Genomic DNA, 25,031 nt, shown 5'->3' on the forward strand with positions numbered 1-25,031 from the left:
GTTATACCATATCGACATCTCGCTAGATTTTGTCGATCGCGCCCTGACTACCGTAACTTACCAGCAGGTCTACGACTGGGAAACCGCCAACACCTGCCCGACGCGATACACTCAGCTAAGAGTGCTCCGAGAGAGGACGGAATCGGCCACGGCCGCAGCCTAACAGAGGGAACACCCTACTTATAAGCCTAAGATGTCCAAACAAGGAAATAGTTTGGTGAGACGGGAACTGTACCTATTGGCCTTTCGATGTCTGGATAACAATCCTTATCTACGCTCCATTTACGCGAAGCATCGTCAGAAGGGGAGATCCCACGACTCTGCTTTGGGAGTGCTAATGCACAAGCTTATCCGAATGATTTACGGGATGCTGAAAAACGATACCCCTTACGGCCCTGGCGTAGATCAACTTAACCAGCAAAAAACCAAATCTACAGAGACTGATCTTGAACCAATGAAAGAGGATCCGGCTCGACGCTTTCAAAGTGTTAGTTTAAATGCCCCTTTGAGCCGCCTTCAAAAGAAAAAGCGTCAAAAAAGCTACGAGCTCCAAGCGACTGCGGGAGACGCAAAATCGGAGTCATCGTAGCCGAAGCAAATTCATCAAAAATATCTCATTCTAGGTTTGCTTAGTCTGAGTATAACTACGCTGGGGAGGAACAATCGCGACAATCTGGTTTGAGCCTAATAGATTCATCACATTTTACCTGCCTGCCGGTGGCCTGCTTTTTGCCGCTGCAAAAGGTGATAAACAGCTTGGCTGTGGAGCTGGCTTAACGCCGATCGGGAGCCGAAAGCCTAAAGTGAAAAAAACCGCTTTCAACTTTGTGGACAATGCCTGAGTGTTTTGTCTCTTGTTTATGACTACCTTTCACGATGTTGATTCAGATTTCCTTTTTTAATCCTTGCGTCTGTTTTTCGTTTGTTCGGCACCTTTTATTGGTGTTCGGGCTTTTTGCGTTCTTAGGTCTTCAAGCGTCGGATTCCCTGATAGTTTCCATACCCGAAGGCGTTGAACGTATTGGGTACGATTTAATTAAGGATGAGCAGCAGGTACTTTTTGATCGTTCCGGCTCTTACGATATTTCACGATTGCTGACGGACGACGAGGTACCCTGGGCTCCTTTCGCTCCGGCGAGTTATGAAGGGAAGGAGTATGTTGGCTGGAGTAAGACCACCTTCCGGAACGATGGTACTTTGCCGCGCAGTGATTATCTGGTTTTCGCTGGTGGCACTAAAGCAGCCCGGGCTTTTGTAGTTCGCAACAAAGGAGAGGAGACCACAGTAGTCGAACCTGGAACCGATGCTGTTCCTGGCCTTGATCCGGTAATCGCCCTGTATCTATCTCCCGGAGAAACCGCTACTGTCTACTTTCGCGGAACTTTTAGCGAATGGAAAAATGCGGCCAGGATGTACAGAACTACCCTGGCCGGCAGCGACCGCGTATTCAAATTGCGGACAAGGGATTTTAGCCATTATTATCTTTACCTGGGGTTCATACTGTCATTATTGATTTTCAGCAGCCTCCTGTTCTCTTTTTTTCGGAAATATTCTATTCTTTTTTGTGGTATTCTCCTACTTGGATTTGGAGGGTATTTCTACGGGAAGATGCATGTTTCCGGAATTCTGCCGGAGGACTATTTATGGATTACCCGAATAGAGGGAGGCCCTTTCATCGTACTGATCAATTTGGGGTTGAGTGGGTTCATCATCAGCTATCTTGATCTTCGAAAAGTATTTCCAAAGCTTTATCCCTGGTATTTGGGTACGGCAGCGTGCATTGTGGGTGTCAATATCCTTCCCCTTCTGGCTATCGTTCCGGATTCCACATCAGTAACTATTGCCAATTCAGTATCAATACTCTGGGCCGTCTTTACCATCGGAATAGTGGTGATTGCTGCCAGGAAAGGGGGACGGTCGGAGTTTATTTTGCTCCTTTCCTTCGGTGTCCTTTTTTTGTTCAGTTCTATCTTTGTTCTTGGCATGCTTCTGAAATTCAGGAGTGATACGCTTAGAGGCCTTTTTATGTGGAGTACTCTGGCGTTGTCCGGGATGATCCTATACGGGATCTACGATAAGTTGACCGCCGGGATCCGGGAAAACCAGCGGCTTACCGACCAGCATCAGTTCCGGACCCGCTTCTTTGCCAACGTTACGCATGAATTCCGGACGCCTTTAACGCTGATTCTGGGGCCGATCAAGCAACTTCTGCAGAGTAGTAAGGAACCCGCCGAGCAGGAGCTCCTTGCCATTGCAGATCGGAACGCCCGCCGGCAGCTCCACCTCGTTAATCAGATTCTCGACCTTTCCCGGACGGAGGCTTCCCGCAGTATCCTGGAGGCGATGCCCGTTGACTTAGTACCACTATTACGCCGGCTTACCTCCACGTACGATTCCCTGGCAGTACAACGGAAGATTACGCTGACTTTCTCCACCAAATTGTCTTCCCTCGTCGTTTCCGCCGAAGCAGCAAAACTGGAAACCATTATCTATAACCTGCTTACCAATGCCTTCAAGTTCACCCCCGCCGGCGGTTCCATTACCGTGGTGCTCGAAGCGACGAAGGACTTAGCCTTCATCACCGTCCGGGATACTGGCAAGGGTATTTCAGCCACTGCTTTGCCGTTTATTTTTAACCGTTTCTATACCGATACGACCAACGCGGAAGAACCCGTGGATTCCAGCGGTATCGGCTTGGCACTCAGCCGTGAGCTGGTCCTTCTGCACGGGGGCACTATCGATGTGAGCAGCGAGGCAAACGTTCGTACCGATTTTCGGATCGGCCTGCCCTTCACTCCGGGCTTAGAGGCAATAGCTCCTGAAGATATTGTTAGTGGGTTTGACCCACTGGTGCTGGACACTTCCGAAGAGTTACACGTACCAAAAGTTCACACGCCAAAAGGACCGCTACAAGCTAAAAAGACGCCACTGGTCTTGATAGTGGAAGACAACGCAGATATGCGGACTTACCTTAGCAGAGGTCTGGAAGGGACGTACCGCGTCTGTACAGCCTCCAACGGCCGGGAGGGCGTAGAACTTGCCCGCAGGCTTATGCCCGACCTCGTAGTAAGCGACGTAATGATGCCCGAAATGAACGGCTTTGAACTCTGCCTCGATCTGAAAACGGAAATCACCACCAGCCATATCCCCATCATCCTCCTCACCGCACGTTCCGCCAGCCGCGACCGGCTGCATGGTCTGGATACCGGAGCGGATGATTACCTGGTGAAACCCTTCGAGGTAAAGGAACTCTTGGCCCGCATCCGCAACCTGATTCGATCCCGACAGATGCTACGCGAGCTTTTTGCCAGTTCCATCACCCTCAGACCTTCTGAAATAACGGCAACGCCCGTTGATCAGAAATTCCTCAGTTCAGCCATTCAGGCCGTGGAAGACCACATCGACGATGAATCTTTCGACATCGATCAGTTGGCGCAGCACCTGGCGATGAGCCGGACCAGTCTTAACCGAAAATTCCGTGCACTCATTGATCAATCCAGCAATCATTTCATCCGGAGCATTCGGTTAGAGCGAGCGGCAGACTTACTGCTCAAAACAGACAAGACCGTAGCCATAGTTGCTTGTGAGACCGGCTTTGGGAGCGCGACTTACTTTATCAAAAGTTTTCGGGAGAAATTTGGGATGACGCCGGGTGCGTACCGGAAAGACCAGAGCTCCTGAAGCAAATTCCGGACCCTCAACGTAAAGGGGGGGGTCCTCTTTTTCGGCTGCTTTCTTGCGATTTTTTTCGCAGTCATCCGGCTTCGCTCTGCAAACTGGTAGTGGCGGAGGTATTCCGGTACGTCACGGGTAGAACAGCCTTCGGGTACCGGCTAAAGCCTGGTATGCGCCCCTTCGCAACGGTATGGCGGTCATGAAGCCAACCCGGAGAATCCGGTAGTAACCTGCCTTCATGTTTACCCTGCACCTGCGTCTGCGCCCTTTCGGAAATCAGCTCCTGTAATCATTAGTTACCGGGATGGTACAGGATACCTCCCGCAAAGACCCGCTATACTTTAGCGAATAAGAAAAGGACAAATCCAAAAAATATCATACTGAAGATCATGACCAATACCACCACCTTCAAGCACGTTGACTACCTCTGGGACGAAGCCCACGCGGCTTCCCTGGGCGACGATCAGGTCGCTTTGTTCCTCTACCGTTCCAACATTCTGGGCGCAGACCTGCGCATCACCAACTACGGGGGAGGCAACACCAGTTGCAAGACCATAGAAAAAGACCCGCTCACGGGGAAGGAAGTTGAAGTTATGTGGGTGAAAGGTTCCGGAGGAGACATCGGCACACTCACCCGCAAAGGGATTGCCGGGCTCTACACCGAGCGTCTGCGCGACCTCAAGAAAGTATACGGAGGAATGCACGACGAAGACCGGATGGTGGGGTTGTTCAACCACTGCATCTACGACCTCGACTCCAAAGCACCTTCCATCGATACACCGCTGCACGGCCTGCTGCCCTTTAAGCACATCGATCACCTGCACCCCGATGCCCTCATCGCCGTTGCCGCAGCCAAAGACAGCGAGAAAGTAACCAAAGAAATCTGGGGAGATACCATGGGCTGGGTTCCGTGGCAACGCCCCGGCTTCGACCTCGGCCTGCAGCTGGAAAAATGCCTTGCCGAGAACCCCGGTATCCGGGGCATCGTTCTGGGCAGTCATGGCCTGTTCACCTGGGGAGATACCAGCTACGAAAGTTACATGAACAGCCTGGAAGTCATCGAGATGGCCAGCGAGTACATCGAAAAGCGGGTGAAAGCACAGGGCGACCAGGTGTTTGGTGGCCAGCGGGTAGAAAGCCTCGACCCCGCTGCCCGGAAGGCACAGGCCAGTAAACTGATGCCGCTGCTCCGCGGCCTTACCAGCAGCGAAGCACTTCAGGTAGGAACTTTTCAGGATACCGACGTCGTCCTCCAGTTCATCAACTCCAACGACATCGACCGCCTTGCGCCGATGGGAACTTCCTGCCCGGACCACTTCCTGCGTACCAAAATTCAACCACTGGTACTCGACCTCGACCCCAACGAAGACCTGAGCGACCGCAAGGCCATCCTGACCAAGCTTGAGGGAGCTTTCGCCGACTACCGCGCCGGTTACCAGAAATACTACGACGACCACAAGCGGGACAACAGCCCCGCCGTACGTGACCCCAACCCCGTTATCATCCTTTACCCCGGCGTAGGACTGTTCAGCTTCGCGAAGAACAAGCAGACGAGCCGCGTCGCTTCCGAGTTTTACATCAACGCAATCAATGTGATGCGGGGAGCCGAGGCGATCACTGAATACACCGCCCTGCCACGCCAGGAAGCCTTCGATATCGAATACTGGCTGCTCGAAGAAGCCAAGCTCCAACGGATGCCAGCCGAGAAACCCCTCAGCCGGAAAGTCGCTCTCGTGACGGGAGCCGGAGGTGGCATCGGCAAGGCGATCGCCGACAAACTCGTCGCCGAAGGCGCGGTGGTGGTCCTGTCCGACATCAACGAGGAATTCCTCAAAACCGCCCAGGCAACCTACAAGCGCGACCAGTCGACTTACGCCGTAGCGGACGTAACCGACGCTGCATCCATCGAAAAAGCTTTCGATGCTGCTGCTCTGGAATTCGGAGGTGTCGACATCGTTGTCCATTCTGCAGGGCTGGCAATTTCGAAACCGCTCGAAGCCCACACCGAGAAGGACTGGGACCTGCTGCAGGACGTTCTCGTCAAGGGGCAGTTCCTGCTCGCGCAAGAGTCCACCCGGATTATGCGCGACCAGGGCACAGGAGGCGATTTCATCAGTATTGCCAGTAAAAACGGACTTGTATCAGGACCGAACAACGTTGGGTACGGAACGGCAAAGGCTGCCCAGCAGCATATGGCGCGCCTGCTCGCCGCCGAACTGGGCAAAGACCACATCCGGGTGAATACCGTCAACCCCGACGGCGTCATCATCGGGTCTAAAATCTGGGAAGGAGCCTGGGCCGAAGGCCGGGCAAAAGCCTACGGCATCACGGTCGAGGAACTGCCTGCTCACTACGCTAAGCGTAACTTGCTCAACGAAATCATCCGCCCGGAGGATATTGCAGACGGCGTATTCGCCTGCGTGGGTGTGCTCACCAAAACCACCGGAAACATCATCAACGTTGACGGCGGCATGGCCACCGCTTTCGTACGGTAAGAGGTTCTGCAGGGCGCGGCCGCAGGTGCAAAGCAGTGGGTGTGTGTATCACGAGATGCACTACTATCACGAACTTGCCGCTTGTCACGTCTCCCCTCTCCCGAGGAGAGGGGCCGGGGGAGAGGGGGGATCCGTGCATCTCGTGATACACACGCAGTGGGTCCCCGAAGAGCAATGTCTGCGGATGCAGTACATTGTTCCGAAGAACGCAAGCCTGTATCCTGCGGCCCCGCCTCTTTATTTGTATCAGCCCGGAAAGGGCAATTATTACACGTCGACTTACAAAAGGTCTACCTATCAACAAATCATGCAACTAGATAAAGACAGCATCCTGGCTGCCAACGGCAGCCTTCATAACCACGAAGCAGATTTCAACCACCTGGCCGAAAAGCTGAGCCGCAGCCATACCGACGTGGAGGCGCTCGTTAAGAAAATTGCCGATTTCCAGGTAGCTGTACCCAGTTGGGCCCTTGGTGCGGGCGGAACCCGGTTCGGTCGGTTCAGTTTCCACGGAGAGCCAGCTACGCTGGAACAGAAAATAGCCGACGTCGGGATTCTGCACGCACTCACCCAAACGGCGGGCGCCGTTTCGCTTCACATCCCCTGGGATGTACCGACCGATTACGCGGCCGTAAAGCAAATCGCCGATCAAAACGGGATCGTCTTCGATGCCATCAACTCGAACACCTTTCAGGACCAACCGGGTGCAAAACTCAGTTATAAACATGGCTCCCTGGCGAATACCGACGAGGCCATTCGGGCACAGGCAGTAGAGCATAATCATGAGGTTGTCCGGATCGGTGAAAAACTCGGCTCCAAAAGCCTGACCGTTTGGCTGGCCGACGGTACCAGCTTTCCCGGCCAACGCTCGTTCCAGAAAGCACTCGCTCAAACCGAAAAAAGCTGCAAGGAAATCTACGCGGGCATGCCCGACGACTGGAGCCTGCTGATTGAATATAAACCATACGAGCCCAATTTTTACAGTACCGTAATTATGGACTGGGGCACGAGCTTCATGCTCGCCAACGCCTGCGGCGAACGGGCGTATACTCTCGTCGACCTCGGCCATCACCTCCCCAACTCCAACATCGAGCAGGTGGTTGCCACCCTCATGGCAAAGGGCAAACTCGGTGGCTTCCACTTCAACGACAGTAAATACGGCGACGACGACCTGACCGTAGGCAGCATCAAACCCTACGCGCTGTTCCTCATCTTCAATGAGCTCGTGTACGGGATGGAGCATAACCCCCAGAACCCGGACCTCGCCTGGATGATCGACGCGAGCCACAACGTGAAAGACCCCCTCGAAGATTTGATCCAGAGCCTCGAAGCCATTCAGGAAGCCTACGCCAAAGCATTGCTCGTTGACCAGAAAGCACTGGCCGCTGCTCAATTGAACCACGATGTCGTGCAGTGTCAGGAAATCCTTCAGGGTGCCTACCGTACGGACGTTCGGCCGCTGCTGGAGCGAGCGCGCCTGAGCCGCGGCGGAGCACTCGACCCGCTGGGCGCCTACCGCACCCTCCGGGTCCGCGAAGGACTGATCGGAGAGCGAGGAAAGCACACAGTGGCTACCGGCCTGTAATTGGGGGCAGGGCTTCTGGCCCGATTCCTCCTTCGCCTTCAGGCGTGAAATTGAGCGCCTGAAGGCGCAATACATATCGGGCCTGAGGCCCTCAACCCAATAAAATGACCCCCGTAACCGCCATTTTCGACATCGGCCGTACCAACAAGAAGTTCTTCCTCTTCGACGAAAATTTCCGCGAAGTACACCGGGAGTATGTCTGCTTCCCAATGATTAAGGATGAAGACGGGTTCCCGACTGAAGACATACAGGCCCTTGGGGCCTGGCTGAAAGAAGTCTTCCACCGCATCCTGGAAGCAGAACAGTACGACGTTCAGGCCATCAATTTTTCCAGTTACGGCGCCAGCTTTGTACACCTCGGTGCCGATGGGGAAGTACTCACGCCATTGTACAACTACAACAAGCCTTTACCGGAGGAGTTGGTGACGGAGTTTTACCAGCGCTATGGTCCGGAAGAAGATTTTACGACCCACACCGGATCTAACAGCGCCGGAATGCTGAACTCAGGGATGCAACTCTACTGGCTAAAGCGCACCAAACCGGAAGTATTCGCTAAAATCAGGTATTCGCTGCACCTGCCTCAGTTTCTCAGTTACGTCTTTACGGGCATTCCGCTGAGCGAGTACACGAGTATCGGCTGCCATACTGCATTGTGGGATTACCGCAAGAAAGATTACCACGACTGGGTATACCAGGAAGAGTTGCATCGGATCTTACCCCCGATCGTCTCAACCGAGACGAGCATAAATATGAACTACAACGGTAAACGCATCAGCGTTGGCGTTGGGATTCATGATAGCTCGTCCGCGTTGCTGCCCTATATCCGCAGCCAGGAAAAACCCTTCGTTCTGGTGTCTACGGGGACCTGGAGCGTTTCGCTCAATCCTTTCGCCGAAGGGGCGCTTAGCCCGGAGGACCAGAAGGCACAGTGTATCAACTATATGCGCATCGATGGTCAGCCGGTGAAGGCTGCACGCTTGTTTTTGGGCGAAGAGTACAAACGGCAGGTGCAAAAGCTGGCCGATCACTTCAATGTCGACGAAGGACGACATAAGACCATGAAATTCAGTACGGAAGCCTACGGTGAGTTGCTGAAGGACTTTAAGCCCTGGTTTCGCCTGGAGATGCTCCCGGGAGAGGGGGCGAGCGAGACATCGATCCCCGCAGGGACATCTTACAGCTACGCTTACCACCACCTGATGATGGAACTCACCCGTCTCCAGGCGGAGAACATCCGTGCTGCTTTGGGCGGGTTGGAGGTGAATAAGCTTTTTGTCGACGGAGGCTTCAGCGATAATGAAGTTTACCTTAATTTGCTGACCCATCATTTTCGGGACCTCAAAGTGAGGACCACCGATGCCTCCCTGGGGTCGGCCCTTGGCGCAGCTATCTGCATTTCTGATAAGGAACTGAACTCTAAATTTTTGAAGGACAACTATGGATTGAGAAAGCACCAGCCCTTCATCCTGGCACCGGCCTGATGGTTACCTGCCGCCAGATCAATGCGATTATTCCGTCCGGGCGTAGCGGATAAACCGCTGACCAGATGCGTAGCCACAAATTATAACTCATTCAGTATTATGACCAATGACTTCAACGGCAACTATCCTTCAGTAGAGGATTTGCGTACCAGAGCTAAAAAACGAATTCCCCGTTTTGCCTTTGAGTATCTCGACGGAGGCTGCAACGAGGATATGAACCTGCACAAGAATACCGCTGAACTGCGGGAGGTGGAACTGCTGCCCCATTACCTGAGGGAGTTCAACGGAGCCTCCCTGAAAACAGAGCTTTTCGGGATCGAATACGACGCGCCGGTCGGCGTGGCTCCCGTAGGCCTGCAGGGGTTGATGTGGCCAAAGTCTCCCGAGATTCTCGCCAAAGCAGCGATGAAACACAACATTCCTTTCTGCTTAAGTACTGTAAGTACCAGCAGCATCGAAACCATCGGGAAAATCACCGACGGAAAGGCGTGGTTTCAACTTTATCATCCTACAGAAAACAGCCTGCGCGACGACATCATCAAGCGCTGCCAGAACGCAGGGTACGGTACGCTGGTCATCCTTTGCGATGTTCCTACCTTTGGTTACAGGCCCCGCGATATCCGCAACGGGTTGGCGATGCCGCCCAAAATGTCGGTTGCTAACTTCATCCAGATCTTCGGTCGTCCGAACTGGGCCCTGCGGACCCTCTTTAACGGTCAGCCGGAGTTCGAAACCCTCAAGCCGTACATCCCCAAAGGGCTGGACATGGCCCAGCTGGGTAAGTTTATGGACCAGACCTTCAGCGGGCGCCTTAGTGCAGATAAGATTAAGCCGATCCGCGATATGTGGAAAGGGAAACTCGTCCTCAAAGGCGTAGCCAACGAAGCTGATGCTGCTGAAGCCATCCGGCTTGGCCTCGACGGAATCATAGTTAGTAATCACGGCGGGCGCCAGCTCGATGCCGGAGAGTCGAGCATCAAGCCACTCACCCGGATTGCCAGGCAATACGGTGACCAGATCACCGTGATGCAAGACAGCGGCTTGCGGTCGGGCCCCGATATCGCCCGCTCCGTCGCCTCCGGCGCCAAATTTACCTGGATGGGACGATCCTTCATGTACGGCACGGCCGCCCTCGGGGCTGATGGAGGCAACCACACTATTGCTATGCTCAAGATGCAACTCCAGCAAGTTATGGAGCAGTTGTGCTGCGAGCGGGTCGAAGACCTGCCTTCACACCTGATATAAGAGTACCGGCAACCGGCGGAGTGCAATGGGTGCCTGTTCTTTGCCTTTTAGTTTTTCATTTTTTCAATTTTAAAACGATCATGCTACAAAACGTTTCTGAGGAAGAATACATCGAAGAACTCGCCGGCGGCGAATACGAACGCGAACCAGTACCCGCATCCAAATGGAAAGGCTGGGGAAGTTTTCTGGGGATGTACGCCGGGGAGCACGCTGCCGGTACAGAGTTCGTAATCGGGCCTCTTTTTCTTACCACTGGTGTGAGTGCGTTCGACCTGATCGTCGGGCTGCTGCTCGGTAATTTGCTGGCAGTTTTGAGCTGGCGTTTTCTTACCGCTGAGATCGCCGTTAAAAACCGTTTGACGCTGTACTTTCAGCTGGAAAAAATCAGCGGAGCAACCCTGGTTAAATTTTACAATGTCGCCAATGGAGTACTGTTCTGCTTCCTGGCCGGATCTATGATTACCGTTTCCGCCACGGCGGTGGGTATTCCCTTTGGGATGGAAATGCCGCAGCTGACGGATACCCTGCCAAACGGACCAACGTACATCATCATCGTACTGGTCGTCGGGGCGGTAATTGCCCTCATCGCCTCGCGGGGCTACGAGACGGTCTCTAAAGCAGCCAACTGGATGAGCCCGGTTATTGTTCTGGCGTTCCTGGCCGCGGGCATCGTTGCCCTCAACCAGCTTGGGGTTGGCAGCTTTCAGGATTTCTGGAACATCTGGGGAGAAGGCAGCGAGCCCTTTCCCGGTCAGATCAAGTACACCTTTTGGCACGTGATGATTTGGAGCTGGTTCGCCAATGCAGCCATGCACGTCGGGATGTCTGACCTCTCCGTTTTTCGCTTCGCTAAAAAGGCGAGTGCGGGTTGGATGACGGCCGCAGGAATGTACGTGGGGCACTATATGGCCTGGATTGCGGCGGCACTGCTGTACGCCGTATTCCTGCAAAGCCCCGAAGCTCAGGCCACCCTGGCCGGAGGCCAGGCGCCCGAAGTCGCTCCAGGTCCGTTGGCTTACAATGCCATCGGTTGGTTCGGTATAATCGCCGTGTTACTGGCGGGGTGGACAACTGCGAACCCGACAATCTACCGGGCCGGGTTAGCTTTCCAGACACTGATGCCCAAGGTGTCTACTTTCTGGGTAACCATCCTGGCGGGAACCATCGCAACCATCGCAGGCCTGTTTCCTGCCTTTGCCATGAAGTTGCTTGGCTTTGTGGCGTTCTACGGCTTCGTGCTGGCACCTTTCGGAGCGGTGATCGTATTCGAACACTTCTTTCATGATCGTTTCGGCATCCGGAAGAACTACGCCGAATTTGCGGGCATTTCCTTCAATCCGGCGGTGCTGTGGGCGTGGGCGGTCAGCTTCGGGTTGTTCTACTTCCTTTCGTGGCAGTTCGATATCTTCCTGAGTTTCGTAACCCTCCCGGCCTGGCTGCTGTGTGGTGTGCTGTTCCTTGTGCTGAGCAAACGCTGGCAGCGGGAGAAAGCCTGATCTGAATACGATGATTTTCGCCCGGGTGACCCGAATGGCGTTTTACCGAAGGCAAAATTATACGCTGATCGCAACTAATCCGGCGCGGACGCAGGTGCAGAAGAAGGTTAGAGGCAAATGAATGCCCTGGAAACGCCGCATCTCAGACGTTCGCCTGATAAGGCGAATTCCGGCTACGGTCTTCCTGAGAGCAATCTATGCACCTGCGGCCGCGCCTTGTTTTTACTCATCCTTGGTTTTCTTATTAAGGCATAGCGTTGCCGGGTTAGAATAGTATAGACCTGAATATACTGCGAATGAAACCGGCGCTGTGCTACCAAAGTCCTCCTAAATAGGTCCGGAATTCCTCCGTTCCGGAATAATGCCGCAGCGCGTGAGACTTCCCGATGCTGACCCGGTAAGGAGAGAGACCTGAACCGGGGTAGACCTCTGAGAAAAGCTCCGAGAGCTTCGCGACTGACCGGCGCCGATCGGCGCCGAGGCTGGTATCCCCGTACCGCCGCGGCCCGGGTCCGAAGATGAAAACCCGTTTTTTGAGGACAAAGTCCTTGCGGTTGTAAAAGATCGAGAGGTGGTAATTGTCCTGGTTTGACAGCTCCTTGTTGCCTCTGAGGTAATAATGCTCGAACGCGCTGCCCGCAATGGCGGGCCCGATGAGGCAAATGTCCACGAGTGGCTGCCCGGGCGTTGCTTCCGCACGGAGTTCCTGAGCCACATCATCGGCATAAGCGTTGAACGCAGCGGTAACGACGAGGCGGGTGCCCAGGCTGTGGCCGATGAGGTGAAGCTTGTCGGTCGTGATACCGGCCAACAGCGGCCGCAGGCGGTAACCTGCCACCGAAGCGTGCCGTTGCGCCTGCAGTTCGAATAACTGGAAGAGCGCCCGGTTTTGCTTCGCCTTGAAGCCGAAGCAGCAATCGTAGGTCGCGTCCCAGTAGATTTCGATGAAGAAAGGCCGCGTGGTATCCGGCGCCGCGTTTCTGATCCGTTGCTGCAGCAGAAGGTATTCCGACTGTGCCGTTCGGCCTCCGGCGACGGGACGAAAAGGCTTACGGAAGCCATGAACAAAGGCGAAAACATCGGTATTGTTGGCCGCAAGCCTGTTGATGACGTGCAGGTTGGCTTGCAGCAGCGAATCCTGGTAAGCAGCAAAGGAAGGCTGGGCGGTAGGGAAGAGGTCGGGCCGCCGCTCGTACAACTTAGCCAATGAGGCATCGGCCGCCGAAACCAGGCTGTCAGGCAGCGTTTGGCCGGGATAAAGGTCTCCGTTGCGGTCCACGAAAATGCGGTAAGTATCGGGGAGCTCGGCAAGCCCGTTCCGCTCTCCATACAGAACAGAATTCGAATAATCGGTGGGCTGAGCCGCCGCAATGAAAGGAACCAAAAGTATCAGCAGTATAAAACGCATAGGGGACGGATCTATCGACAGAGTACAAGAAAGAGACCTTGCCGGTTGTCGGTAGGGTTGGTTTGTGATCCAGGTCACCGTCGGCGGCGTTATGAGAGGACGACCTTTGTCGTGAACAAAAAAGAATACAATGCTGGATTTATTCAAATCTATTTTTGGTGCTCCCGGAGTGGAACTCAACGCTGAAGACCTCCGAAACGGCACCATCGTTGACGTGCGGACCGCAGGCGAATACCAGAACGGCCACGTTGCCGGAAGCCTCAATATCCCGCTGCAATTACTTGATCGGAAATTGCTGAAGCTGCGCCAGCTCGATGCTCCGATTATTGCCTGTTGTGCTTCGGGCAGCCGTAGTGGAATGGCCGCGCGCCAACTCAACGAGCTCGGCATCGAAACCATCAACGGCGGGAGCTGGCACAACGTGGACCGGCAGGTGAAACAGTTAGTGTAGAAGGCGCGGACGCAGGTGCAAAGTGTTGGTTAGGGGCTCCGGTTCTGCCGGGGTAAAAATTTTGGGTGTTAAAGTCCGTCGGGCCACCAACTCACGGGGCTCAGAAGTGTCTATACAGCATAACCTTTGATCAAATGGCGGCACCAGATTCTTCCGTATCACAAATACACCTTCAGCAGTTCAGGGCTTGTTTAGGCATTTGCCGTTCTTGCCTCGAAACCACCAAGAGTTCGGCCAAACACCGCGCTGGTCTGATGGACCTGGTTCTGGCCCTGGAGATTGCCGTAGCGATGATTGAAACTCAGTGCCAGCACACAACCGACCGGTTGCAGCACTGCGCCGAGGTGTTTACCAGCATCGCCAAATCCTGGTTCGAGGGGGGCACCGCGAGGTGCCGGGCCTGCATCCGCGTCTGCGAAGAAGTCCTGCAGGATTGGGGCGCCAGTGCTTTTGAGACCACTCCCCAAATCAGCCACTGATCCCAAGGTGCGTAACCCGCCCATCAGCGTCTTCGGCATTTTACCCTAAAACGCGGAGCGTTTTCACTAGCCCATCCCCCGTGGGACCGCCGAAGGCAGCAGCGAAGCTTACGGGTTGGGGGGGGGGGGTAACACGGCTTAACTATCCTATGCGTTAGCCCTGCCGGGGGGAGAACTGACTTCAGATTACACCCCCTACCGCCAAGCCCGAAACCTTACTCGCCTATACTGTTACAGACAAAGTCAGGGATAATTCCGGAGGTTCTTACCTCCAGATCAACACTGTCTGCCCGGGTATTTCCGCTGAGTACGAGCGCAGTAGTGACGCCGAAGGAGTTACCACCTAAAATATCGGTATGGAGGGTATCGCCCACCATCAGAATATCCTTCGGAGAAACCTCCGGGAAAAACTGAGCTACGCTGTCGAGGCCCATCTGGAACATCTGGCTGGCGGGTTTGCCGAACTTGGCAAACTGACGCCCCAGGACGTATTCCACCAAGCGGGCGATGCTCCCGGTGGCAAGAGCGACGTTCTCTTTATCCACGGGGTAGAGGAGGTCGGTATTGGCCACCACGACGGGGACGAGTCGCTGGCGCAAAAGATTGATCGTCCGGTTAATGTCTTTGTTTAAGTCGTAGCCCTCATCGTCCAGAAAGGCAAAGCCTTTGATCTCGTCGAGCTTGTCGAAATCGACCTCCGCAACGGGCACGGCTTCCAGTCCGGCGCTGATGATGTATTCGGCGGCAGCGGGCGTGCCGAGGTAGGCAACTTTGCCGGACCGGATTTTCTGTTCCAGGAAGTGCCGCGTAGTGGCACCACTCGTGATGACCTCCTCGGCCGGGATGCCAGGAAGGCCGTAGTAGGCAAGCCTTGCTGCTGCCGCAACAGGGCTGCGGGCGGCATTGTTGGTGAGTACCCGGACGTGAATGCCCCGGGCGCGCATCTGCTCCACGCACTCGATCGCGCCGGGAATGAGCCCGTTGTGGTTGCGCAGAACGCCATAGCTATCAAAGAAAACAACGGGGAAATCCTGAGCGATTTCGGAAAAACGGGAGATTTGCATTTTTACGGACTTGGGTTTGTGCCGGGCAAGTTAGCAAGGTCTGCGGGCTTTGGGGTTTCAATAAATCCTTTATCTCCGGCTCCGGACCCGCCAGACGGTAGGAAGAGCGTAAGCCATCTTCCGGCCGTAAAGACGTACTGAGGGCGGAAACCAGTTGGGTTAATCGAGGCCGAGACCTTTCACGAGAACCTCAGCGTCGAACTTCTCATCCAGGGTAGGGAGGTGGACCTGCAGCACGTCGGCGGTCAGCTTTTTGGCGATTTCCGGCCGGAAGAAATACCGGCCGAGGCGAAGTACGTAATTGAGCAGAAAGAAGCGGTAGGCTTCTTTAGTAAACCGGATTTCGGCGCGGGACAGCGGAAAGACTTCGTGGTACGCCCGCAGGAAGTGGAGGAACCGGTCTTCCGTCATTCGTTCTACTTCGTAGGTGAATTCATCCTGGTCGCCAACATCACTTACAACCCGACTGAGGAAGTAAAAATCTGAAACGCGGGTGGAAATCCGGAACCAGTCGTAGTCCCACCGGCTGGCGAGCGATCCGTCTTTGTTGATGCTGAAGTTACCGATGTTCCAATCTACAAAAACCGGGATCTTCTCGAAGCCGAGGATGTTGAGCCGGAAGGTGTTCTTCAAAAAAGCGTGGCAGTGGCGGCGGATCATATCCTGATGATCGGGGTAGAGCTCTGGCAGGTCGCGAAGCAGGCTGTCTACGTCGGTGGTCATGTCGCGGTTACTGCTCGGTAACGTTCCGCTGACGAGGGTACAGTCGCGGTGAAAAGCGGCCATCTCACGTCCGAGTTTAGCGACCTGATCGAGGTTGAGCCGTTTGGGCGACTTCTCCTGAATGTGAATGGGACGGTAAAAGACAACCCAGGCGTCGGTGTCGTTATCGATGTAGCGGTGGAAGAACAGCTGGTTGCCTTTCATGAGGGCCCGGCTGAGAAAGTTAGCGTAGCGAACGGGCAGGTTGTTGGCCAGAACGTTCACGATGGTATGGTCTTCGGCGAAACCCTCGAAGGAGCCGAAGACGGTCACTTTTGCGATAAGTACGTTGCCATCGGCCATATTCATCTGGAAAACCGAATTGGTAGACACTTTGGCGCTGATGTTTTCGATCGAGGAGATGGTCCGGGTATGATCGTAGGCACGCCAGGCGTAGTGGATGATGGCTTCGTAATCGGTCATTTTTGATGGTCTTATGGTGTGATTGCTCACGTTATTTCGAGATAGCGGCGCAACTCCCAGTCGGTGACTGCTGCCTGATACTGCTGCCACTCCCAGAGGCGGGTTTTAACGAAGTGGTCCGTAAAGTCTTTGCCCAACAGGTCATAGTGAGGCCCCTCAACCGCCATTGCACCTGCGGCCGCGCCCAGATTGGCAGGGAGTAACTCACCGACTTCCTGATCGTAAGCGCTGCCCTTCACCGGAGGAAGCTCTAAAGGTAGTTTGTGCTCGATGCCGTACAGCCCGGCGGCCAGCGCCGCCGCAACGGTGAGGTACGGGTTGGCGTCGGAGCCGGGTACGCGGGTTTCGAGGCGGCAGCTCTTTTCGCTGCCCGGGATGACCCGCAGGGCCACCGTTCGGTTGTCGACGCCCCAGTTACAACGGGTTGCGGCCCATGAGCCGGCGACGTAGCGTTTGTAGCTGTTGACGGTAGGGGCGAAGAGCGGCAGGATGACGGGGAGCAGCGCCAGTTGACCGGCCAGGTAGTGCCGGAAAGTTTCGCTCATTCGGTGCGGAGCGGTGGCATCGTAGAATGCGTTTTTGCCGTCGTGCCAGAGCGATTGGTGCAGATGCCCGCCGCAGCCGGGCATATCGGCCCGGGGTTTGGCCATAAAGCTTGCCACCAGCCCGTGGCGATAACTGATCTGGCGGACGCCCTGCTTGAACAACACGGCCCGGTCGGCAGCTTCCAGTGCTGTCTGGTGGCTGATGGCGGCTTCCATCACGCCGGGGCCGGTCTCGGTGTGCAGCCCTTCCAGTTCCACGCCGAACCGGCCGAGTTGCCCGAACAGGTCCGCAAAATAGTCGGCGTTCATGCCGGTGCGAAGCCCGGAGTAACCGTACATGCCCGGGCTGAGCGGACGAAGGTTGCGGAAGTCTTTCTCCGCCAGGGAGTCCGGCGTTTCGCGGTAAACAAACCACTCGTACTCGGGCCCGAAGCGGGCCGTGAAGCCGAGTTTCTCCGCCCGGGCGATAACCCTTTTCAGCAAAGAGCGCGGGCAGCCCGCCGCGGCGGGGTCTTCGCCCCCGGAGAAATCGGCGAGTATAAAAGGGATGTTGTTCTCCCAGGGAATATGCCGCAGCGTATCGGGCTGTAACTTTACCTGACTGTCAGCATAACCAGGGTCGGGTACAGCATGGCCGTAGAGCTCGTCCTGGCTGTCCCAGCCAAAAATTACGTTACAAAAACCCATACAGTCGGTGAGGGCCGAGCGTACTTTATCCCGGTGGAGGTATTTGGTCCGCAAGACACCGTCGAGGTCCGTTACGCCGACTTTTACCTGTGCGCCGGGGGCAGCATCCAGTTGTTGGAGAAGATCATTCACGCTTGGGGAGTTTTTGAGGCAGGTTGAAGAAAAAAGCTTCTACACCGACCGGTAAAACTCGAGCAGGCGGCCACTGGTTCGGTGAGGATAGAAGCGTGGCTCCACGCCGTATTCGTTGATGTAGATGCCAGGCTCGGGCCGTTCATCGACGTACTTTCCGATTAATTCGGGGTCAGATCCTTCGGGGAGGTTGTCGATAACGCGCTGGCGTGCTTCAGACCATAAGTTGCCGATTTCGCGGCGAATCAGGCGAACGTAAACAAGGTCTTCTTCGGTGTAGTTGGTAGGCATGACGGTTTATTTAAGCGCCGCCAAACGGGCGGTAGAGGCAAAGTAGGTACTATTGCGGATATTGGCAACTTGTAGATGCTTTACCCGCTGCTTTCGTTTCCGGTATGTCGCCTTTTTAAAGGACTGACAAGGACAATGACAAAACAAAATACACGCTTTGGCTTACGCTTATCCACCAATCATAACGTTTGGTGCTCCCTGAACGATGGTGCCGCCGTGGGCGGTCGCATCGCCGAGACGCGCGGCGGGTTTTCCGCCGATCATTACGGTGGCTGAGCCCTTCACGATGCTGGCGGGCGGACCCACGCATAGGCAGGAGTCGCCCAGGGTTGCAGCCGGTAGTCCCGCAACCAAAACGTTGGGTACTCCGGGGCCGGTGATGGGGCCGCCGACGTGGGGAACGGGCGGTATTCCGGGCGTTTGCATCGGGCAGGTATGCATGTCGGTGAGGCGGGCGGCTGGGGGCATTTTATTGGTATTTTGGTTCGTTGTGGGCGCGGGCGCAGGTGCGGTGGAGGTTGGAAGGGCATGGGGGCGTCAGTTAATCATCACCATTGCTCCTTCGATGATCGTGTTGCCACCGGAACTAAGTTCAGCGCTTGCGCCACCTTTTACCTGAATACCAATGCTTCCCTCCAGGCTTATGTCTCCACCTGATGAGGTGGCCTCGATGTTTTGGTCAGCTTTGAGACTGATTTTACCGCTGGCTTTCAAGACGATGTCTTTGGTGCTCGTCAGGGTGATGCCGTCATTGTCCAGCTTTACCGTATTGCCGTTCTCATCGGTTAGAACGACGGAGCTCTTGTCTTCAGACAGCACCAGACTGTTCCCGGCCGGAGTCGCAATGGAGAAGGTTCGTTCATCGTCGTTAAACTCAAGGTGGAGCCCGGACCTGGTCGTCAGGGCTTTGATTTTGTTGGTCTCTTCTGCGGAGTAGGCGCTCTTGTGTCCTGGGCCGGGGAGGCTGCCAAGGACTACCGCAAAGCGGGGATCATCGGCCAGAAAGCCGAGCAGCACTTCGTCTCCGATGTCGGGTAAAAAGAAAGCTCCGGCTCCTTGGGTCGCGAAGAGCATCGACTGGCGGGCCCATACCGCGGTATCCAGCGCCGGGATGTTGACGTGTATCCGCGCGTGCCCCTCCGGATCCTGGTGGATGTTGAGGACTACACCGTTTTGCAGCCCGCTGATTTGGGATGCTTCTTCGGGGGAATACCGCGGATTGGCTGCCTGGGCTGCGTTCCAGTCCGGCGGAAGCCCGAAGCTGGTTTCCGTTGTCCAGTGTCCTTCAATGATAGTGTGGCGAACGCCGGTGATCAGGGCACGGCCGTTAAACCGGTCTCCAAACCCGGCCAGCTCGATGAGGGTGTTGATTTTAGGCGTCGCGTTGCCGTAGAAAACGACTCGGCCCCGCACGGCAGACATCCGGGAGCGGAGCAGCATAGCATTTGCCGTTGCCCGCAACGAAGATTCGGGCAGGGGTAGAGTAGTGCGGAACTGTTGCTTGCCCAGGTCTGTCTCTGCGGCCAGTTCGCTTCCCTCCAGATTACCCGGATTGACGAGAGAGGGCTCTTCCCCTTCAGCTTCGACCAATTTACCGGTGGAGAAATCCCAGCCTGCGGCCGAAGCCGCGGAAAACTGGTGGCTGGCGTTGACTTCGCCGTCGAACTCAAGAACGTCTTCGCCGTAAGTAACGACCAACTTCGGAGGAGTGGATGTCCCGGGTGCTTTGAGGAACACCTCGCCCAACTCGGAGTAAACGATCATTCCGTTGGCGGCGGCGCGACTCACGATGAAGTCCCAGTCTGTCATCCGGTGCTGGATGAGCAGGGGGTGCGTGTATGTGGTAGCCTCTACCGTTCTTTTTAGGCTTGCGCCGGCGAGGAGATCGTCGATTACAGCACTGTCTGTTTTGCCCTCGAAAGTAGCGGTTTTTTTACCGACGGTCAGCTTGCTTGCCGCTGCCTGGCAGCGAACGCTAAGCACGGGTTGTCGGTCTGGCTGTACCTGGAGGCCATGGCCAACAATCCTGCCCCTGAAAATCGTTTCGGTGACCGCGTTGTACCCTGCCTTTATTTCAACGGAAACACCGGGCAGAAAGTCTTTGCCGGAACTGATGGCAAAGGAAGCATTGCTGCCTGATTCATTGGGTAATAGAATCGAGAAGGTTGCCCGGGCGGTGCTGCTAACTCCACGCTCTACTTCGGCCGATATAAGCAGGTATTCATCCTTAAGTTCTGAACCGTCGGTCAGGATTTTAACGGATAGTAATTCCATATATGCAACTAAGGGACTCTCTGACATAAGGTTTTCTTTGAGGAGGGAGATTGTAAGCTTCGGGCTGAAACTGGTTACTGTTATTTCTGAAGGGTGATCCCTTCGTGGGCGAGTGTGATTTCCTCCACCACTACCTTTCTGCTTTCTGCGGAGAGGTCAGATTCCTTCATTTTTATAGGGAAGGCGTTATTTAGTTTCCAGGTCATGACGGGGTGGTGCTCCTGGTCGAGAAGCCGGATGGTGACGGTTTCCCGTTCAACTACGTTCATTTTTATGGAACTGAAGTAATCGTACAAGCCGGAATCATAGTCAAAAAAACCTTTTTTCAAGGTGACATTGGAGACCATTGTCAGCCCCGGCATCTTGACGGTAGCAAACTGAAGGTTGTCACCCATGGGGTGTTCGATTACATTATCCTCAACATCGAGCCCGGATACTTCCTGAAAGGAAGCTTCGCCGTGATCGCCGAAGGTGACCTTGAAGTGAAATTTTGGTACGGGCCAGGGATTTTCCTGTCTTTCGCCTGCCATGATGATTTGCTTTGGTTTAGAGAAGCGGTTTTGTGGTGGAGCGATGTTTCCTGTCAACTGACTTTGCACCCGCGGCCGCGCCGTATGCAAAAAAGAATAAGGCCAGCTGAACCGGAGGACTGGGCTAAGCCTCCGACATCTTCTGCTGAAAATTGAGAGCGATATATTCCGCCGGATGCGTAATGGCCACCTTGACGGTGATGCGCATTATACCCTCAAGGATATCGGTTGCAGTCATCGTACTCCCAAGACCAACGTCTACGCTGAACGACTGCTCTGGGGTTGCCCCGGCAAGTCCGCCGGCCTTCCAGAAATTGGTGAGAAATACAGAGATGGAAGTCTTGATGGAAGTCCAGGTTTCAGCCGAATTGGGGGAGAAGGCGCAGCTTTCCACCGTATTGGTGATAGACTGCTCGATGAAAATGACCGTACGGCGAACGCTGATGTAGCGCCAGTCAAGACTGTTGCCATCGAGGGTGCGGGCGCCCCAAACGAGTACGCCCTGGCCGGGAAAGGAGCGAATAGCGTTGATGGATTTGCCGTCAAACGGCACGTTCATATCTTTCTGATCGCTGTTGTTTATCTCAATTGCTGGTGCCATAACGGAACCAATTCTAACGTTGGCTGGCGACTTGAACACACCCACTGAGTTGTCGACCATGGAATACACCCCTGCCATAGCAGCACTTGGAGGCAGCAAATTGAGATACTTGCGGATGTCGTTCATCGCCGTCGCGTACAACGCATCCGCCGGGCCGGGCCTGATTTCGCTGGCGGCGTCGAGGTTGTCCGGCCCTACCTCATCTTTGGTAACCGCAGTAGTGTGAAGCCAGGGGAAATAGGCCGCGCCCCAGTCGAGATTTTCGGAGCCGATGCCCTTTCGGAAGCGGGTGATGTCAGGCTCTATATTGTAGAACGGATCTTCTGAACTGGCGCCGTCCATCCGTACGTCCAGGATTGCAAACCGGCTCTTTGTATCCCCGCCGCAGTGACTGAGCATCTGTTGCTGGAGCTGGTAGGTGGCCTTTTGGTCTTCGTTGGAGTGATTGGCCCGCACCGGAGCGTGTACTGCTTCGGGGATGAGGAGCATCGTCGGCTCCTTTTCTTTGCGGAGCGGCGCGAGGCCCGACTGCAGGGTTTCGAGACTGATCACCGCCGGGTTACCATCTTCTGTAGAGTAGCCGCCGACGGAAACGATGTAACAACTTGATCCTCCGTTTTCGTAAAAGATCCTCAACTGCCGGTAAAGGGTGAAGAAGTAGTCTTTGACCGCCAGTTTATACGGCACCCCGGCTTCATCAGAATTGGATAAAGTGAAGGTCGTTGCGGGTGCTCCGCCAAACAACCGCTCGAACTCAGCCATCGAATTAATTTTGGTTGGTACGAGGCGCAGAGACTCTTCACCCCGTTCTGCTTTTTCGGTATAACCAATGAAAGCCGGGACAGCCGTTGGTACGGGGACTACGGCTTTGGGGAAATCATTTATTTCTTCGATATACACCCCGGGGGTGCTTTGGGTCTTGGCCATGATGGTGTAATTGCTGGTGTTAGAGATAGACGAACATATCTGAATAGAACACCGTAGGGTCGTGCTCATCCCGGGTAACTTGTTCCCCTCCCGCATTGGGCAGGAGAATCGCATCAGGATGGATGTTTCCCGCCTCATCGGTATAAGTAAGGAGGAAGCGCTCGGGCGGGCGGAACCTGAGCGGAATGGGGCTTGCGGATACCAACACCGCTGCCTCCGAACCATTGGCCAACGGGCGAGTGGGAGGAGTAGGAACCCTGAATTCAGGACTGTCTCCTTCGCTGCTGATGCTGAGCTTTTCAAGGTTTACGGTACGGCCGATTATGTAGTAGCGCCAGAAGGTGCTGCGGGCAGAAAAGGATATGGTGTAAACCGCTGGGTCGATGCTGCCGTCAGGGGCAAGAATTGCGTGGTTCCCGTCTCCGGTGTCACCAAGAGTGATGGACAGCAAGCCGATGTCACCGACCTGATAGCCGTCGCTTTTAGGGAGGAAAGGCGTTGCCTCCTCGCCATCCCTGAGGAAATACCGGCCGGCCTGCAGGCCGGCACTCATGATGTCCACCCGGGTTGACGACCCGGGGCCGGGCATTGCTGCACCATCGGGAAGAGCATCTCCGTTTTCGTCAGCAACCCAGGCCTCTGCCGGGTTATTGCTGACTTCCCACTCAGAAACCGGACTAACGACACCGGTTAGCGCATCGGGGTTAGCCGAAAATATTTTGGCAGATCCCTGACCGTAGTTAGTAAAATACAGCAGCGAAGAAGAGGGGGCTTCGGGCAGGTGATTGGTGTAATTGTAGAGCAGTGGCGTAGCGGTCCGCAACCAGAAGGAGAGGCGCAAGGGAGCTTTTAAGTTCTTCAGCGGATTGGGGTGGTCATCCGTCTCCCCGTAGAAGAGTTCGGTTCCGTAATTCCTCGCTACCATTCTCACTGTCATGCTTTCCATCAGTTGGGCCGTCAGTGGCGAGGGGACGAGTACGAGATCGCGACAATTCCCGTCGGAGAAATAGTCGTGCTGAAGACGGATCTGGAGCAGGGATTGGAAGTGCGTGTCCATGGTGTTCTTGTGCTGGGGGGCAAGTGGCGCAAAAAGCAGTATTGCCTGATCTGAAAATCGGACCTGCTCTAAAGATAGGTGTTCGCCGGGCTTGTTTCAAGCGGAGAGGGGAAAACGGGGGTTTTTACGGGGGTGAGAGGGTATTTCAGGGAGGTTAATTTGCGGGCGCGGGCGCAGGTGCAAGGAACGTTTCGAAACACCAACCTCTCGGGGAAGATGGTGAATCATGTCAAATTTACTCATCCATAATTTTCTTTTATTGCTTTTTTAAACAATGTACTCTTCCCGGACGATAACCGGATTCTCTGCATTTACAGCTGAAGCACTAACCGGTCACCGTTTCGATGAGTTCCAGCTGGGCAATAATATCCCGTAGCGGGATTGCGGACGAAGCCCGGCCTGCAATTACTTCATACATATTGTCGAACAGGTTCATCCAACGGCCGGTCAGGGTGGGGTAGGTTGCCCGGCCGGCATCGGTGTGGAGGATTCCGGCTTGTGCTTCCGGTTCTTGTCCGAAACCGGAGTCGGCCGGCCGCAGGCCGGCTTTCAGCTGGTCTTCCTGAACGTCGATGCCGTATTTCACGAAGGAGCCTTTGTCTCCGTGCAGGCGGTAGCGGGGTGTTGGTTCCCGCACGAGGAGGCTGCACGATAAATCTGCCCCGAAGCCGTCGTACTCAAGGTGGAGGTCAAAAGCATCGGGGATGCTGGAGAACGGACGCTGGATCCACGTCCGGCCACTCACGTGGTTGGGCACGCCGAAGCAGGCGATGGCCTGATCGATCAGGTGAGCGCCGAGATCGTAGATCATTCCTGCGCCGGGACCGGGTGTTTCCTTCCAGGCTTTGGCGTTGGCCTGGGGTTTCCAACGGTCGTAGCGGGCTTCGAAACCAACCAGCCGACCCAGGTCGCCCGAAGCGAGTACCTGCTTTACGGTGAGGAAGTCGCTGTCCCAGCGCCGGTTTTGAAATACGAAGAGATGGAGACCTTTGCGTTCCGCCAAATCCCGTAACTCCCGCAGTTCCGCTGCGGTGGCGCAGGCGGGCTTGTCGACCAGCACGTGCTTACCCGCTTCCAGGGCAGCGCGGGCAATAGCATAGTGTGTTGCGTTGGGGGTAGCTATGCTGACGAGGTCGACTTCCGGGTCGGCGAAGACTTCTTCGGCCGAAGCAGTGGGCGTAAGACCGGGAAAGTCGGCCGTTACTTCGTCGGCCCGGCTGGTTACGATGCGCACAACTTCGAAGCCGGAATGGGATTGGTAAAAAGGAGCCTGGAGGTAACGTCCGGAAAGACCGTAGCCGATGACGGCGGTTTTTATTTTGAGCATTGGAACTGATTTATCGTTTCAAACCAATGCTAAAGCTTTAGGTTTGCACTCAGAAAGGATGCTTTGTGAGCACGGCTTTTTAGTCGTCGGTATCAC

The 25,031-nt window shown here is 55.1% G+C and carries 19 protein-coding genes; 8 read left to right on the forward strand and 11 right to left on the reverse strand.

The window, feature by feature from the left end; translation table 11 throughout:
- Positions 1–942: 942 nt before the first annotated feature.
- From FUA23_RS19270 to FUA23_RS19295, 6 genes are all read left to right on the forward strand, one after another.
- Positions 943–3,681 carry a response regulator gene (locus tag FUA23_RS19270; RefSeq protein ID WP_187271135.1) on the forward strand — a complete coding sequence of 913 codons (2,739 nt, stop codon included), beginning with the start codon at positions 943–945 and terminating at the stop codon, positions 3,679–3,681.
- A 383-nt stretch (positions 3,682–4,064) separates the two neighbouring features.
- The gene (locus tag FUA23_RS19275; protein WP_147932408.1) at positions 4,065–6,170 is read left to right on the forward strand and encodes a bifunctional aldolase/short-chain dehydrogenase; all 2,106 of its coding nucleotides are present in this window, start codon (positions 4,065–4,067) and stop codon (positions 6,168–6,170) included.
- Between the two features lie 307 nt (positions 6,171–6,477).
- On the forward strand, positions 6,478–7,755 hold the full coding sequence (locus FUA23_RS19280) for a sugar isomerase (protein WP_147932409.1): 1,278 nt from the start codon (positions 6,478–6,480) through the stop codon (positions 7,753–7,755).
- A 104-nt stretch (positions 7,756–7,859) separates the two neighbouring features.
- Positions 7,860–9,236 (forward strand): FGGY-family carbohydrate kinase, encoded by a 1,377-nt coding sequence (locus FUA23_RS19285; protein WP_147932410.1) that lies wholly within the window; start codon positions 7,860–7,862, stop codon positions 9,234–9,236.
- A gap of 99 nt (positions 9,237–9,335) precedes the next feature.
- Positions 9,336–10,481, forward strand: a complete 1,146-nt coding sequence (locus tag FUA23_RS19290) for an alpha-hydroxy acid oxidase (RefSeq protein ID WP_147932411.1) — start codon at positions 9,336–9,338, stop codon at positions 10,479–10,481.
- 80 nt (positions 10,482–10,561) lie between these two features.
- Positions 10,562–11,977 carry a purine-cytosine permease family protein gene (locus FUA23_RS19295; RefSeq protein WP_147932412.1) on the forward strand — a complete coding sequence of 472 codons (1,416 nt, stop codon included), beginning with the start codon at positions 10,562–10,564 and terminating at the stop codon, positions 11,975–11,977.
- Between the two features lie 313 nt (positions 11,978–12,290).
- On the opposite strand, the gene FUA23_RS19300 is transcribed toward FUA23_RS19295, so the two are convergent.
- Positions 12,291–13,385, reverse strand: a complete 1,095-nt coding sequence (locus FUA23_RS19300; RefSeq protein ID WP_147932413.1) for a hypothetical protein — start codon at positions 13,383–13,385, stop codon at positions 12,291–12,293.
- Between the two features lie 130 nt (positions 13,386–13,515).
- Between FUA23_RS19300 and FUA23_RS19305 the strand changes: the two genes are divergently transcribed.
- Both FUA23_RS19305 and FUA23_RS19310 read left to right on the forward strand, forming a co-directional pair.
- A complete protein-coding gene (locus FUA23_RS19305; protein WP_147932414.1) occupies positions 13,516–13,836 on the forward strand; it encodes a rhodanese-like domain-containing protein in 321 nt (106 codons plus the stop codon).
- A gap of 134 nt (positions 13,837–13,970) precedes the next feature.
- Complete coding sequence (locus FUA23_RS19310) at positions 13,971–14,315, forward strand: hypothetical protein (RefSeq protein WP_147932415.1); 345 nt, start codon at positions 13,971–13,973, stop codon at positions 14,313–14,315.
- 215 nt (positions 14,316–14,530) lie between these two features.
- On the opposite strand, the gene FUA23_RS19315 is transcribed toward FUA23_RS19310, so the two are convergent.
- The 10 genes from FUA23_RS19315 to FUA23_RS19360 all read right to left on the reverse strand — a co-directional run bounded on the left by FUA23_RS19315 (position 14,531) and on the right by FUA23_RS19360 (position 24,935).
- Complete coding sequence (locus FUA23_RS19315; RefSeq protein WP_147932416.1) at positions 14,531–15,379, reverse strand: HAD-IIA family hydrolase; 849 nt, start codon at positions 15,377–15,379, stop codon at positions 14,531–14,533.
- A gap of 159 nt (positions 15,380–15,538) precedes the next feature.
- Complete coding sequence (locus tag FUA23_RS19320) at positions 15,539–16,564, reverse strand: aminoglycoside phosphotransferase/kinase family protein (protein WP_147932417.1); 1,026 nt, start codon at positions 16,562–16,564, stop codon at positions 15,539–15,541.
- 26 nt (positions 16,565–16,590) lie between these two features.
- A complete protein-coding gene (locus tag FUA23_RS19325) occupies positions 16,591–17,928 on the reverse strand; it encodes a glutamine synthetase family protein (protein ID WP_147932418.1) in 1,338 nt (445 codons plus the stop codon).
- 39 nt (positions 17,929–17,967) lie between these two features.
- On the reverse strand, positions 17,968–18,219 hold the full coding sequence (locus FUA23_RS19330; RefSeq protein WP_147932419.1) for a hypothetical protein: 252 nt from the start codon (positions 18,217–18,219) through the stop codon (positions 17,968–17,970).
- 168 nt (positions 18,220–18,387) lie between these two features.
- Positions 18,388–18,687, reverse strand: coding sequence for a PAAR domain-containing protein (locus FUA23_RS19335; protein WP_147932420.1), 300 nt, complete (start codon positions 18,685–18,687; stop codon positions 18,388–18,390).
- Between the two features lie 69 nt (positions 18,688–18,756).
- Complete coding sequence (gene vgrG / locus FUA23_RS19340; RefSeq protein WP_187271136.1) at positions 18,757–20,493, reverse strand: type VI secretion system tip protein VgrG; 1,737 nt, start codon at positions 20,491–20,493, stop codon at positions 18,757–18,759.
- A gap of 80 nt (positions 20,494–20,573) precedes the next feature.
- The gene (locus tag FUA23_RS19345) at positions 20,574–21,023 is read right to left on the reverse strand and encodes a phage tail protein (protein ID WP_147932422.1); all 450 of its coding nucleotides are present in this window, start codon (positions 21,021–21,023) and stop codon (positions 20,574–20,576) included.
- A 124-nt stretch (positions 21,024–21,147) separates the two neighbouring features.
- The gene (locus tag FUA23_RS19350; RefSeq protein WP_246144379.1) at positions 21,148–22,620 is read right to left on the reverse strand and encodes a phage tail sheath family protein; all 1,473 of its coding nucleotides are present in this window, start codon (positions 22,618–22,620) and stop codon (positions 21,148–21,150) included.
- Positions 22,571–23,608 (reverse strand): hypothetical protein, encoded by a 1,038-nt coding sequence (locus FUA23_RS19355; RefSeq protein WP_147932423.1) that lies wholly within the window; start codon positions 23,606–23,608, stop codon positions 22,571–22,573. Before FUA23_RS19355 ends, FUA23_RS19350 begins: the two co-directional genes overlap by 50 nt.
- A 325-nt stretch (positions 23,609–23,933) precedes the next feature.
- Entirely contained in the window at positions 23,934–24,935 is a 1,002-nt protein-coding gene (locus FUA23_RS19360; RefSeq protein ID WP_147932424.1) for a Gfo/Idh/MocA family oxidoreductase, read from the reverse strand.
- Positions 24,936–25,031 lie beyond the last annotated feature (96 nt).

The organism is Neolewinella aurantiaca (genome assembly GCF_008014675.1).
GTDB lineage: Bacteria > Bacteroidota > Bacteroidia > Chitinophagales > Saprospiraceae > Neolewinella > Neolewinella aurantiaca.